The organism is Xanthomonas hawaiiensis (assembly GCF_031834635.1).
In the GTDB taxonomy this organism is placed as follows: Bacteria; Pseudomonadota; Gammaproteobacteria; order Xanthomonadales; family Xanthomonadaceae; genus Xanthomonas_A; species Xanthomonas_A sacchari.
Genome location: NZ_CP115873.1, coordinates 2232732 through 2245864, shown reverse-complemented (window position 1 = coordinate 2245864; position 13133 = coordinate 2232732). Strand labels below are relative to the sequence as shown.

Annotated in this window: 10 protein-coding genes and 1 tRNA gene; 6 read left to right on the top strand and 5 right to left on the bottom strand. The window is 66.8% G+C overall.

Going from position 1 to position 13133, the window contains the following annotated elements; all coding sequences use genetic code 11:
* Nucleotides 1-238 precede the first annotated feature (238 nt).
* A complete protein-coding gene (locus tag PG878_RS09755; protein ID WP_209031359.1) occupies nucleotides 239-946 on the bottom strand; it encodes a DUF2306 domain-containing protein in 708 nt (235 codons plus the stop codon).
* Nucleotides 947-1060: 114 nt separating this feature from the next.
* Between PG878_RS09755 and PG878_RS09750 the strand changes: the two genes are divergently transcribed.
* Complete coding sequence (locus PG878_RS09750; protein WP_209031358.1) at nucleotides 1061-1981, top strand: AraC family transcriptional regulator; 921 nt, start codon at nucleotides 1061-1063, stop codon at nucleotides 1979-1981.
* 251 nt (nucleotides 1982-2232) lie between these two features.
* On the opposite strand, the gene PG878_RS09745 is transcribed toward PG878_RS09750, so the two are convergent.
* The 3 genes from PG878_RS09745 to serS all read right to left on the bottom strand — a co-directional run bounded on the left by PG878_RS09745 (nucleotide 2233) and on the right by serS (nucleotide 5073).
* Nucleotides 2233-2322: transfer RNA gene (locus PG878_RS09745), tRNA-Ser, on the bottom strand.
* A 99-nt stretch (nucleotides 2323-2421) separates the two neighbouring features.
* On the bottom strand, nucleotides 2422-3411 hold the full coding sequence (locus PG878_RS09740) for a LysR family transcriptional regulator (protein ID WP_209031357.1): 990 nt from the start codon (nucleotides 3409-3411) through the stop codon (nucleotides 2422-2424).
* A gap of 381 nt (nucleotides 3412-3792) precedes the next feature.
* Nucleotides 3793-5073 (bottom strand): serine--tRNA ligase, encoded by a 1281-nt coding sequence (gene serS / locus PG878_RS09735; protein WP_209031356.1) that lies wholly within the window; start codon nucleotides 5071-5073, stop codon nucleotides 3793-3795.
* 132 nt (nucleotides 5074-5205) lie between these two features.
* On the opposite strand from serS, the gene PG878_RS09730 reads away from it, so the two are divergent.
* Nucleotides 5206-5862, top strand: a complete 657-nt coding sequence (locus tag PG878_RS09730; protein ID WP_209031355.1) for an energy transducer TonB — start codon at nucleotides 5206-5208, stop codon at nucleotides 5860-5862.
* Nucleotides 5863-5967: 105 nt separating this feature from the next.
* Nucleotides 5968-6222 carry a hypothetical protein gene (locus PG878_RS09725; protein ID WP_209031474.1) on the top strand — a complete coding sequence of 85 codons (255 nt, stop codon included), beginning with the start codon at nucleotides 5968-5970 and terminating at the stop codon, nucleotides 6220-6222.
* Nucleotides 6223-6590: 368 nt separating this feature from the next.
* On the opposite strand, the gene PG878_RS09720 is transcribed toward PG878_RS09725, so the two are convergent.
* Nucleotides 6591-8114: an aminotransferase-like domain-containing protein gene (locus PG878_RS09720; RefSeq protein ID WP_209031354.1), complete on the bottom strand. Its 1524-nt coding sequence runs from the start codon at nucleotides 8112-8114 to the stop codon at nucleotides 6591-6593.
* A 385-nt stretch (nucleotides 8115-8499) separates the two neighbouring features.
* Between PG878_RS09720 and PG878_RS09715 the strand changes: the two genes are divergently transcribed.
* From PG878_RS09715 to trxA, 3 genes are all read left to right on the top strand, one after another.
* Entirely contained in the window at nucleotides 8500-10896 is a 2397-nt protein-coding gene (locus tag PG878_RS09715; protein ID WP_209031353.1) for a TonB-dependent siderophore receptor, read from the top strand.
* 85 nt (nucleotides 10897-10981) lie between these two features.
* Nucleotides 10982-12751, top strand: coding sequence for an ABC transporter ATP-binding protein/permease (locus PG878_RS09710; RefSeq protein ID WP_209031352.1), 1770 nt, complete (start codon nucleotides 10982-10984; stop codon nucleotides 12749-12751).
* Between the two features lie 49 nt (nucleotides 12752-12800).
* Complete coding sequence (gene trxA, locus PG878_RS09705; protein WP_160970992.1) at nucleotides 12801-13133, top strand: thioredoxin; 333 nt, start codon at nucleotides 12801-12803, stop codon at nucleotides 13131-13133.

Below are 13133 nucleotides of genomic sequence, written 5' to 3'. Positions count from 1 at the left end.
GCCTTCGATTTCGCATTGAGTGCTGGGATGTCTGCCTACGGTTTGTCGTGGCTTCCAGACACGGAAGCAGGCTTCACCGCCCATGAAAGGGAACCAGGAAGAGTCGGCCCGTCTCACCCCACGCGCCAAACCCCGGTTACCGTCGATTGAGTACCAATCGCGGAGCAGTCATCGTCATGAGCGCGAACATACGATTGGCTTGCACGACGCCAATTGACGGATCCCGCGACACGGATGCCTAGTCTGAGCGCTTGAAATCGGGGCTATCTTGCCCGGGGGCAGACGGGTGCGCTTTCATCAGCCACTCGGCCGCCAGAAGATTCGGTAGCCAGCATAACCAGGCAATTGCCCGATAGGCCACGGCAAATTCGATGCCCAAGATGAACGTCGAGACAGGCAGGTAAAGACGCAGCGTCACCGCAGACAGGGTCAAGGCGAAAGAGCGGATCATCCAGCGCCGATGCTCAGCCAGCCGACCTGTCAGCACCTTGCGTAACGCGATGGCCGTTGTCGCCATCCAAGCGATTCCAAGCGCACCAAACCCCGCGCCAGCGACAGGCCCGGTGGAGATGCCGGCGGCAAGAAACAGGGCGGAGACGCCTCCGACCATGCAGCCCGCGACATAAACGCGTCCGGTCGCGCGATGCCACCTCGGGTGACGCAGACGAAGCCGGCGAACGAACTGCAAGGGCCCACAGAGCAGCGCCGTCGCGGCGCTGGTCGCGTGCACGATCAACCAGGGATGCACGTGCCGGTTGGCTGCGACGCCAGGTGGCACGGGGCCTCGGTCGAACAGATAGCGATAGGACACCAGAGCCACCGCGCCGCTCAACATAGCGAGCACTCCCCATGCGTATTTCGAACCTCTGGATTTCACTGTCGCAGGTGCCAGCGACCGATGCGCCGAATTCATCATGCTGCTTCCCGAAGAGACAAATGCGGCCATGGGCCGGACTTCAGGCCGCGGTGTGTCCGCCACGTCCTTCAAGTGCAACACTATCGTTGCCGGGCAGCCGAGCCCATGTTCGATCGTCGAAACCTCTGTCGCTATCGTCCAGACATGACCGACCCGCTTTCCGACATCCTCACCCTCGTTCAGCTCGACTCGTATGGATTTCGCGGATTGGACGCAGGCAGCGACTGGGGACTGCGTTTCCCCCCAGCCGACGGCATCCGATGCTTTGCCATCGATTCGGGGGAATGCAGGATCGTGCTGCAGGACGCCGGCGCTTCGATTGCCCTGCAACCGGGTGATGTGATTCTTGTAAAGGGAGGAGCCGCGATGCAGCTGTATGCAGGCGCCCCTGTGACGTGGCAAGACGCCATCCCATTCCTGACACAGGTCCCGCCCGGCCACGTCGCTGAACTCGACGGCGGCGGGGTATGTCGAGGCATCGGGGGTTTCTTTTCGTTGCGTGGCCAACATGCTGCGGCCATCCTTTCAGCCGTCCCAGCGGTGGTCCACATTCGGTCCGAAGACCACAAGGCAGCGCTTCAAGCCAGCGTACGGCGCCTCATCGCCGAACTGCGCGAACCTCGGCCGGGCAGCGATCTGCTCGCGGGACACCTTGCGCAGGCCCTCTTGATCGAGGCCTTACGCGCACATCTGGAGTCAGGCCAGCAGCAGATGGGGTGGTTGGCCGCGCTAGGCGTGCCCTCGCTCCATCGTGCCCTGACGGCCATGCACGCGAACGTCAGCCATCGCTGGACGGTCGCAGAATTGGCTTCTGCCGCGCGGATGTCGCGCTCCAGCTTCGCCGGACATTTCGAGCGGGTCACCGGCGAGACGCCGATGGATTATCTGACCCGGTGGCGCATGACCCTGGCATCTCATCGTCTGCTGACGTCGACGCTGTCGGTCGGTGCGATCGGCATGTCTGTCGGTTACTCGTCTGAAAGCGCGTTCGCGGTTGCATTCAAGCGCAACTTCGATGTGTCGCCCAGCCAGTATCGCGCGCAATCGGTACCGGCCAAGCCTTGACGGTGTGATGTCTGTAGAACGTGCAAGCGCGAAGGTCCCGCCCGCTACGTCACCGCAGGCGTCCGCCCCAGGCTCTGCACCATCGCGGTTTGCAAATGACAGGCACACGCCGGACCAGAGACCATCGACCGGTGGACGACCGGCATCACATGATGTGGGATACGCACGCGAGTGTGTCCTCTGCATGCATCCTGCCTTGCAGTCAAACCAGGTCAGCGATTTATATTCAAAATCGATGACGTCGAAGAGATTGGCGGAGAGAGTGGGATTCGAACCCACGGAAGGTTTGACCCTTCGCCGGTTTTCAAGACCGGTGCCTTAAACCGCTCGGCCATCTCTCCGTTTGCGAATGCGGCGGTAACCCAGAACCACCAGCACGGGCGCGCATTTTCGCACGCCCGCGGCGGTTTTGCTCGACCGACGTGCTCGGCCGGCGTCGCTCAACCCGCCTCGACCGCCATCGCGCCCAGGGTCGAGTGCCGGGCCTTGGTGCGTTCGGGGCAGTTGCCGCCGCAGTCCAGGCGCGAGGCTTCGATCTGGCGCGGCAGGTGTTCGGCGAGGAAGTCGATGAACACGCGCACCGCCGGCAGCAGGCCGCGGCGCGAGGCGAACACGGCGTGGCAGATGCCCTGCGGCAGCGACCATTCCGGCAGCACCACTTCCAGTTCGCCATTGCGCACGGCTTCGGCGCAGACGGTCTCGGGCAGCAGTGTGATGCCGAAGCCGTCCTTGACCATCGACTGCAGCAGCGGGAAGTCGAAGCCGGCCACGCGCGGCTGCAGATCGACGCGGCGCACTTCGCCCGCCGGGCCGTGCAGTTCCCAGCGCTGCCGCGCCTCGTCCTCGCTGATGCTGAGGGTGACGTGCGAGGTCAGTTCTTCGGGGTCCTTGGGACGGCCGGCGCGGTCCAGGTACTTGGGGCTGGCGACCAGCAGTTCCTGCACCTGGCCGAAGCTGCGCATCACCAGGCTGCCGTCGTCGTCCAGGCGCGAGCGCACGCGCAGGGCCACGTCGTAGCCTTCGTTGATGATGTCGACGCGGCGGTTGCTGATGTTCAGTTGCAGCCGCACCTTGGGATACTGGTCCAGGAACATCGGCAGCAGCTTGGGCAGCTGCATCTGCGCCAGCGACACCGGCACGCTCACCCTCACCAGTCCGCGCGGTTCGGCGCTGAGCCGGTCCACCACTTCGCGCGCGGCCTGCGCCTCGGCCAGCATGGTCTGGGCGTGGCGGTGCACGCTCATGCCCAGGTCGGTGACGGCGAAGCGGCGCGTGGAGCGCTGCAGCAGGCGCACGCCTAGGTCGGTCTCCAACTGGCTGATGCGGCGGCTCAGCCGCGACTTGGGGATGCCCAGGGCGCGCTCGGCGGCGGCGAACCCGCCGTGGTCGACCACCATGGCGAAGTAGTACAGATCGTTGAGGTCGTGCATGTTCTTTCGATATTTAGAACGATGGGGACAATCGGACCCTGTTCATTCTACTCCTACAACGATTTGCGCTGCAGGGACGCCGGTCGCGCTGGCGAACTCAGGCACTGAGGTAGACGTAGACGGCGCAAGATAACCCCGGCCGGGCTAGCGCGAAGTGACGGGTACGGGAGTTCGGCGCGCGCGGCGCGCCGCCTGCTGCGAGTGCTGCAGGGGCAATGCATGCGAACTTGCTCCATCTGGGTCGAAGACCCAATTGGCGCAAGGCGGGGCATTGCCCGCATCACGCCAATCCCCCTGAGCGCGGTAACAGACAGGGGGCGTCGCCGCAGTTAACGGCGACGCCAAGCTCGCCCGAGACGGATACCCGGGGCTGAGCGGCGATCAGCCGATCCGCTCGGCCCCGCCCATGTACGGGCGCAGCGCGTCGGGCACGGTGATCGAGCCGTCGGCGTTCTGATAGTTCTCCATCACCGCGATCATGGCGCGGCCAACGGCGGTGCCGGAGCCGTTGAGCGTGTGCAGCAACTCGGGCTTGCCGGTGGCCGGGTTGCGCCAGCGCGCCTGCATGCGCCGCGCCTGGAAGTCGCCGCAGTTGGAGCAGGAGGAGATTTCGCGATAGGTCTGCTGCGACGGCAGCCAGACTTCCAGGTCGTAGGTCTTGCTGGCCGAGAAGCCCATGTCGCCGGTGCACAGCAGCATCTTGCGGTACGGCAGGCCGAGCGTTTCCAGCACCACTTCGGCACAGCGGGTCATGCGCTCGTGTTCGGCGGCGCTGTCCTCCGGGCGGCACACGCTGACCAGTTCCACCTTCTCGAACTGGTGCTGGCGGATCATGCCGCGGGTGTCGCGGCCGCCGCTGCCGGCCTCGGAGCGGAAGCACAGCGAGTGCGCGGTCTTGCGCAGCGGCAGGCGCTCGGCCTCGACGATCTCGTCGCGCACCAGGTTGGTCAGCGAGATCTCCGAGGTGGAGATCAGGTAGCGCTTCTGTTCGCCCAGCGCGGTGGCGAACATGTCTTCCTCGAACTTCGGCAACTGGCCGGTGCCGTACAGGCTGTCGGCGTTGACGATCACCGGCACGTTGGTTTCCTGGTAGGCATGCGGACCGGTGTGCAGGTCCAGCATGAACTGCGCCAGGGCGCGGTGCAGGCGCGCGATCGGCCCGCGCAGCACAGTGAAGCGCGCGCCGGACAGCTTGGCCGCCGACTCGCCGTCCAGCCAGCCGTGGCGCGCGCCGAGTTCGACGTGGTCCTTGACCTCGAACTCGAAGCTGCGCGGGGTGCCCCAGCGCTGCAGTTCGACGTTGTCGGCCTCGTCCTTGCCCAAGGGCACATCGGCCTGCGGCAGGTTGGGAATCTCCAGCGCCAGCGTCTCCAGTTGCGCGCGGATCTCGTCCAGGCGCTGTTCGGAGGCCTTCAACTCGTCGCCGAAACCGGCCACTTCGGCCATCAGCGCACTCGCATCCTCGCCCTTGGCCTTGGCCTGGCCGATCGCCTTGGAACGACTGTTGCGCAGGCTCTGCAGTTCCTGGGTGCGTACCTGGATGCGCTTGCGGTCGGCCTCAAGGGCCTCCAGGGCGGCCACGTCCAGCGCATAGCCGCGGCTGGTGCGCAGGCGCTCGGCGAGGTCGGCGGGCTGTTGGCGAAGCAGAGCGGGATCGAGCATGGGCGCGGGGGTGCCAGGGGAACGAACCCGGGATTATCGCCTGTCCGTCGCGGTTTTGCCGAACCGTTCCGGGCGCCGCGCGCGATTCACCGCGGCTATGCCAGAATCGAACGGTTCCTCACGGTGAGTCCCATGTCCACGTCGCCTTCGTCTTCCAAGCCCGGCATCGTGCTGCATCTGCCGCGGCGCCTGCTCGCGATCGTCGGCATCGCCTTCGCCGCCGGCCTGCTGCTGTTCCTGGTGGTATGGCTGGTCGGACGCAAGGACAACGATTTCTACAAGCCGCAGCCGGCGCAGCAGGTGCAGCAGGACACCGAACAGGTGAAGCCGCTGCCCGAGCCGCTGCCGGCCGGCAGCGCTGCCAGCAGCATGCCGCAGGCCAAGCCCGCGCCCGCCGGCGACGCGCCGAAGCTGGTGGAGACCGCGCCGGCGCCGGCGCCGACCACGGAAGCGCCGGCTCCTGCCGCAGGCAGCGATAGCGCCGGCAGCACGGCCACCGCCCTGGCCCCGGGCGACCGCCCGGTGCCGCTGGAAGGACAGACCCCGCCGCCGCGCTACCCGCCGGCGGCATTGCGCCGCGGCGACGCCGGTACCGTGGTGGTGCGGGTCGAGGTCGACGCCAGCGGTGCGCCTGCCGGCGTGGCCCTGCTCCGCCGCAGCGGCTCGCGCGACCTGGACCGCGCGGCGATGGAAACGGTACGCCGCTGGAAGTTCCGCCCGGCGCAGCAGAACGGCCATGCAGTACCGGCCAGCATCGAGATTCCGTTCGACTTCAAACCGGGGCCGTAACTGAACCGCCGACCGGACGCGCGGGCGGCGTTCACATGGGGGTGACACCCTTGGGGCGGGTCCTGGGTGACACTGGCCCCGTCCCACGGCGCCGGAGTTGCCGCCATGCCCACCCCGTACAAGTCGACACAGCCGCTGGACGCGTGGAAGCGCCCCGCCCGCCCGTCGTCTGCGCGCGGGAAAACGCATGCGCGTGCCGACCGCGGTTCGCCCTGGGCGTGGATGATCGTGATCGCCCTGGCTCTGGCGGTGGCCGGCTGGTGGCTGGCGGTGGATCGCGACGACGACGGTAGCGGCCACCGCGCGCCCCCGTCCACGCCTGTAAACGATCCGCCACGCCCGCAGCCGCCCGTCCATTGAGGTTCGGCATCGGATTCGTCGTTCCGGCGCCTGGATTGCCCAGATGGAAAACACCGGCCGCGCCTGCACGCGGCCACTGCCACGCACCCGCCTGGGCGCTCACTCGCCGTGCGCCACGCGGTGAGGTCCAAGAACGACGTCACCACGCGCCCCATCCCCGATCCGCACTGCGCCCTGCGCCAATCACCTGACGATGGCGAATGTGATGCCGCTGCGATGGTGCGGCGGCTTCCGAGCGTAGCTGCGCCCAGCCCGATGCGGCGATGCTGCCGAACGTCTGTAGGCAGCGACGCATTGCCCGATTGAATCAGGCGTACCTCCAGCCGCCAGCACGCCCGGTTCGGCCAACACACCTCCGTCGGTCGCGGCTAGCCGACCACGCTGGCGACCGCGGCAGCGATCCGATCGAGCAACCCATCGTCGGTGCGTGCGACGTTGAGGCGGACGTGACGGTCGACGCCATCGCTCGAGAACGCGCTTTCGGTGGCCAGCATCACGCCGTCCGCACGCAGGATTTCCGCGACCGCCCGGGCGTCGACGTCCTCGCCGAACGACGTCCACAGGTACATGCCCGCCCCGGTGTCCCTGGCCTGCCAGCCGCGGGCACGGACCTTCGCCAGCAGCGCCTCGCCACTGACGGCCAGCTTCTTGCGCAACTTCTCGCAGTGCGGCTCGTAGCCGCCCCCGGTGAGCACGTGGTGGACGATCTGATCCGTGAGCAGCGAGGAATGGATGGAGCAGACCGATCGCTTCAACAGCATGTGCTCCAGACGCTGGCCGCTGGCCACCAGGAACCCCGATCGCAGGCCCGGCGCCAGCGTCTTCGAGAAGCTGCCGATGTGGATGACGCGCTCGAAGTGGTCGAGGGCCGCCAGGCGCGTGACCGATCCCTGCTGGCCACGTGGGAGCAGGTCGCCATGGGAGTCGTCGTCCACGACCCACAAATCGTGCTGCTCGGCGAGCTTGAGCAACTGATGGGCCTTGCGCGGCGACATGCTGGTGCAGGTCGGATTCTGCAGCACCGAGCTGCAGAACAACGCCTTGGGCCGGTACTGCTCGCACAACTGCGCGAGCTGCTCCAGGTCGGGGCCGTCGTCCAGGCGGGGCACGTGCAGGAGCCAGAGGCCGCTGGCCAGGAGCCGCTGCGTATGGATGAACGGCCCCGGCTCCTCCACCAACACGTACTGGGTCGGGTGGAGGTACATCGAGACGATCAGGTCCAGGGCATCGGCGGCGCCGGCCGTGGTCACGATCTGATCGGCGGCGGCAGCGATCCCGGCCGTGCGCAACCTGGCAGCCAGCGCCTCGCGCAACGGCAGCCAGCCGCGGACATCGGAATAATCGAACAGACTCCTGCGCGGCCGCGCCGCCACGGCCCGCAGGGCCTCGGACAGCAGGTCGCTCCCGCCCCAGTCCGCAGGCAGCGTGCCAAGCGCCGATCCGTCATGCGGTCCTTCCGCATGCAGCAGGTGGCCCCACCTGACGCCGGTCGATGGCCCGCTCCATTGATCCGGCTGCGCCGCCGCTCCTGCCTGAAGCGCCCGCGGCGACACGTAGAAACCCGATCCGCGGCGCGCTTCCAGATACCCCGCCGCCGCGAGCTTGTCGTAGGCACGCAGCACGGTCTCGTTGCTGATGGCCATGCTGGCAGCCATCGCCCTGACCGACGGCAGGCGCTCGCCGATCTCCAGCGACTGCTGCTCGATCCGGGTCCTGACGTCGTCGAAGATCCGGTCGATGAGAGGCCCGCTGGCGCGGATAGCCGGCGGGGCCGCCTTCCGCGTGCGCTTGGCGCCGGTCTTCGAGGGAGGAGGAGAGGCTGGCATGGGCGGGAGGCAATGGAAGGCGAAGAACCCAGGATGATAGACCGTCGGCAGCAGCGGCTGGCGCATACGACAAATTGATGCGGACAGTTGCGCGCCGCCATGTTGCGCCGCCGCAGTGCGCAGACCGCACCACCCTGGGGCGCAGCACTCCCGTTTCCTGCACTTCCGAGCCTCTACCACGCCCCAGCGAGGTGCATTGCGGCGCAGGCGGCCGGGCTTTTACAGCCCGCCCCCTACGAGTGTGTGACATGACGTGAATTTCAACTGTACCAAACACTTTTGACGTGGCATGCTCGGTCCGAAGCGATTTCCCGCAAGCAACACGCGGCAGGGGATCGCCCGAGGCAGATCGCATGAAAAGTGTATGGAACACCTGAGTTGCACCCATGGACCATGAATCGCGTCCGTCGATCGCGATTCAGCACACCACGCCATCGCAGAGGATTCCGCCGTGTTTCCCATCCAGTCTCTGACGCTCCGCCCGGCATTGTTCCGTTCGACCGCGCTCTACGCCGCCCTCACGCTCGCGCTGTCGGGCACCGCACATGCCCAGCCGCAGGACAGCCCTGCGGCGCCAACCAAGCAGGCCGCTCCGGAAATCCTGAACTTTTCCATCCCGGCCGGCCCGCTGTCGGCCACCCTGCAGGCGATCGAGCGGATCGGCGGAACGCGCATCCAATTCCAGGCGTCGGACGTGCAGGACATCCGTGCCCCTGCCATCTCCTCCCAGACGACCGCGCAGGGGGCGGTGCAGGCCGCGGTCTCTGGCACTGGCCTGACCATGGCATCGGCCCCCGACGGCTCGATCCGCGTGTTCGTGCAGCAACTGGATTCGGTCGTGGTCACCGCCAAGCGCGACGAAGCCGAAACCGGCTTCCGCGCCTCACGTTCCTCCACCGCGACACGCGGCGACGCCGACCTGCGCGACGTGCCGCAGTCGGTCACGGTGCTGACGGCCAAGGTGTTCGAGACCCAGCAGACGGCCACAGTGGAGGACGCGCTGCGGAACGTGGCCGGCGTGATCGTGCGCCCCGGCGCGCAGGGCGCCAGCGCGTTCAACATCCGCGGCTTCGGCACGGCCAGCAGCACACTGTCCAATGGCTTGAGCGATCCCAACTCCGTCAAGACCAACATCGCCGGCGTGGAACGCGTCGAGGTGCTGAAAGGACCGCAGGCACTGCTCGCCGGCGCCAACGCCCTGGGGGGCACCCTGAACATCGTCACCAAGAAGCCGACGACCGACCCCATCCGCGACGTGACGCTCAGCTACGGCAGCCACGCCGAACGCACCGGCACCGTCGACCTGGCCGGCGCCCTCAACGACAGCAAGGAGCTCAGCTACCGCGTGATCGCTTCGTCGACGCGCGCCAGCGGCAGCGCCGGGGGCTATGACGGACGGACGCAGGACTACGGATTGGGCGAAATCCGCTGGAAGAACGCGGACACCGATTTCATCGCCGGCGTCTCGGCCGACCGGTCCCACGTGCCGCCGGACCGGTACACCGTGGCGATCCGCGGCTCCATCGAACCTCCGCCCCCCACACGGCCCGGCAACCGCGACGATGGCGTCGATACCGATACGCGCTCGGCGTTCTACACCCTGCAGCATTCCTTCACCGATGCGCTGCAGTTCACCAGCCGCATGCAGCGCACCAGCACCACCCTGGATCTGTCGTTGTGGACGGTGCAGTTTCCGGTCAGCACGGTCCCCCTGTTGCTGAACTACGGCGGTACCGTCAACCGCACGAACCAGACCACCACCAGCGGCGACCATTACCTGAGCTACACGTTCAACACCGGTCCGCTGGAGCAGCGCCTGGTGGCGGGCGTCAACCACAGTCACTTCGACAATGATTACACCCAGTACTCTGGCCCTAGCGTGACCAATCGGTTCGACGCGCCCACGCAGCCCCTGTTCCCCGTGCTCCAACGCAACGATGGCAACCGCGCCTTCGGCGCCGCCCAAGCGCAAAGCCAGCGCGGCCTGTACCTGCAGGACACCGTGAGATGGGACAAGTGGACCCTGGTGGCAGGCCTGCGTCATTCGAGCATCGACATCGGCAAGGGAACGATCATCGTGTATCCGGTGCCGCCCGCGCCTGGTGCGGTGTTGGTGTCGAACAAGCAGTCGCTCAGCAAGAACACCGTCAATGCCGGCCTGATCTACAACCTGAGTTCGAACACCTCCCTTTACGCCAGCTATGCCGAAGGCTTTTCGCCGCTGTTTTCGGATCTGGTGGTCTGCGGCACCGATTCGACGTCGACCCCGCCCACCCAGTCGAAAAGCAAGGAACTGGGCGTCAAGAGCAGCAACGCGGACAACACCTTTTCCTGGACGGCCTCCGTCTTCCAGATCGATCAGCTCAACCTGCTGCAGCGCAACCGCCCGCGCAACTGCAACGACCTGATCGACGGCCAACGCTCCCGCGGCGCGGAACTGGAAGCGTCGGGAACACTCATGCCCGGGCTCAACCTCATCTTCAACTACTCCTACGTGAAGCTGGAAAGCCTGTTCGACCCGACCCTGCGCCCGGGCGGGCAGCCGCGCAACCAGGCGAGCCTCTGGAGCACCTACGACTTCCAGTCCGAACGGCTGCGCGACCTGAGCCTGGCCTTCGGTATCAGCGCCTGGAGCGAGTCCATTCTGGGAGTCAGGGAAACCGACCCGCGCTCGCCAGGCGGCGCCCGCATCGATGCCGGCATCGCCTATACCCGGCCAAAGTGGTCGCTGCGGTTTGGTGCGAAGAACCTGGCCAACCGCACGCTCTACGGCTACTCCACGACCAACATATACGTGCCCATCTACGACAAGCGTACCTACACGCTGACCTACGAGCGCAAGCTCTGAGGATCCGGCCGCATGGCGCGCGGGGCATCCGCGCGCCATGCAACCCAAGGCTTGCGCTTGCGCCCATCCCAGGTTTCCGACGCCCATGAACGCCCCCTACCACCGCCCCCCTTTGCGCGAGCTGATCCTGCCCTATTGGACGTCGCGGGAAAGCTGGCGCGGCTGGATCCTGCTCGCGATCAGGCTGACGCTGATGTTCACCAGCATCTATCTGGCGGTCTGGAGCAACCAGCTCCAGGGCCAGGTGGTGGATGCGCTGGTGAAGCGGCAATGGGACGACATCTGGCACAGCCTGGGACTGTCCTGGATCGCCGGTATGCTCACCATGCTGCTGGCGATGGTGCTCCTGTTCGCGATCACGCAACTGCAGCAATACGAATGGCGTACCGCCATGACCCGCTGGCTGCTGCGCGCGTGGACCCGCCGGCGCGCGTACTACGCCATCGAGCGCGACGGGCGCCTGGACAACGCGGACCAGCGTATCTCGCAGGACGTGGCGCGCTTCATCGAACTGACGCTGCAGCTGTTCCTGGATCCGATCCATGTGCTGGTGTCGGCCATCTCCTTCACCGTCGTCCTGTGGAACCTGTCCGGCACGCTGCACTTCACGCTGTGGGGCATCGATTTTGCGATTCCGGGGTACATGGTCTATCTGGTGTATGCATACTCGGCCGGCATGCTGCTGGTGTCGCACCTTACCGGGCGGCCGCTGATCCATCTGTTCAATCTCCGCCAGACCGTCGAGGCCAACTTCCGCTACCGCGGCATGCAGTTGCGCGAGAACGCCGAGCAGATCGCCTTCTACGATGGCGGCGCGCAGGAGCACAAGCGCCTGGACGACGCATTCGAACAGGTGCGCGCCAACTGGCGGGACATCATCGCGCGCAACGCCAAACTGATGCTGGCGCGCGAAACCTACAGCAACACCTTCTCCTCCCATCTCCTGCCGACGGCGGCGGCGATGCCGCGCTACCTCTCCGGCGCCATCACGATGGGCGACGTGACGCGCGTGGGCGGCGCTTTCAGCGCCGTCAGCAGCAGCCTGGCCTTCTTCAGCCAGGCCTACGTCACCTTCACCGAGTGGTGGGCACTCGGCAACCGACTGCGCGACCTGCTGGGCGCCTTGCAGGATGTCCACGCACAGCCTGCGGGCATCCACGTCTCGCAGACGCCCGAGTCCGCCATCGCCACGCACGGCCTGGCCCTGCACAGGCCCGATGGCGCGCCGCTAACCACCATTCCCGCGCTGCGGATGCGCCGTGGCGAACGCTGGCTGCTGCGCGGCGCCTCCGGTGCCGGCAAGAGCACGCTGCTGCGCGCCGTGGCCGGCATCTGGCCCTACGGCGAGGGCGAGATCGACAAGCCCCGGGATGGCCGGCTGATGTTCCTGCCCCAGCGCAGCTACATCCCGCAGGGCACGCTCAAGGCGGCGCTGTGCTATCCCGGGCAACCCGAGGACTTCGACGACGGGCGCGTGCAGGACGTGTTGCATGAGGTCCGCTTGTCGACGCTGGCCGGACGGCTGCACGACAGCGACCGCTGGCAGCAGACGCTCTCCGGCGGCGAACAGCAACGGCTGGCGATCTGCCGTGCGCTGCTGCACCGGCCCGACTACCTGTTCCTGGACGAGGCGACCAGCGCGCTGGACCCCGACACCGAGTGCGCGCTCTACCAGGCGCTGGTGCACGCGCTGCCGGACAGCACCCTGATCAGCGTGGCGCACCGCGAATCGCTGGCCGCCTATCACGACCACGTGCTGGACATGACGCCGCAACGCAGCCAAGGCGGAGGCGAGGACGGCCACACGCACGATGGCGACGGCCACGGCTTCAGTCCCCCTCCGGTACCCGCCTGAATCCCCCTACTCCCCCCCCCCCTTTCCGACCACTGACAGAGGCCGAACCATGCCCTCCAAGCTCATCTCACTCACCGACGCGACCTTCGCAGAACAGGTCCTCCAATCCTCCGGCCCGGTCCTGGTGGACTTCTGGGCCGAATGGTGCGCTCCCTGCAAGCAGTTGCTGCCCATCGTGGACGACATCGCCGAGGAATACGCGGGCGAAGCCCGCATCTGCAAGATCAACGCGGACGAGAACAAGGACACTGCGCAGCAGTTCCAGGTGCGCGGCCTGCCCACCATGATCCTGTTCATGGACGGCAAGGAAAAGGCCCGCCTGGTGGGCCTGGTCTCCAAGACGCGGATCGCCCAGGTCATCGACGAATGCCTGGAGGCCTGA

Coding starts and splice junctions, on each gene's coding strand:
- PG878_RS09755 (WP_209031359.1), bottom strand. CDS start 946: ATGGCCGCATTTGTCTCTTCGGGAAGCAGCATGATGAATTCGGCGCAT.
- PG878_RS09750 (WP_209031358.1), top strand. CDS start 1,061: ATGACCGACCCGCTTTCCGACATCCTCACCCTCGTTCAGCTCGACTCG.
- PG878_RS09730 (WP_209031355.1), top strand. CDS start 5,206: ATGTCCACGTCGCCTTCGTCTTCCAAGCCCGGCATCGTGCTGCATCTG.
- serS (WP_209031356.1), bottom strand. CDS start 5,073: ATGCTCGATCCCGCTCTGCTTCGCCAACAGCCCGCCGACCTCGCCGAG.
- PG878_RS09710 (WP_209031352.1), top strand. CDS start 10,982: ATGAACGCCCCCTACCACCGCCCCCCTTTGCGCGAGCTGATCCTGCCC.
- PG878_RS09720 (WP_209031354.1), bottom strand. CDS start 8,114: ATGCGCCAGCCGCTGCTGCCGACGGTCTATCATCCTGGGTTCTTCGCC.
- trxA (WP_160970992.1), top strand. CDS start 12,801: ATGCCCTCCAAGCTCATCTCACTCACCGACGCGACCTTCGCAGAACAG.
- PG878_RS09740 (WP_209031357.1), bottom strand. CDS start 3,411: ATGCACGACCTCAACGATCTGTACTACTTCGCCATGGTGGTCGACCAC.
- PG878_RS09725 (WP_209031474.1), top strand. CDS start 5,968: ATGCCCACCCCGTACAAGTCGACACAGCCGCTGGACGCGTGGAAGCGC.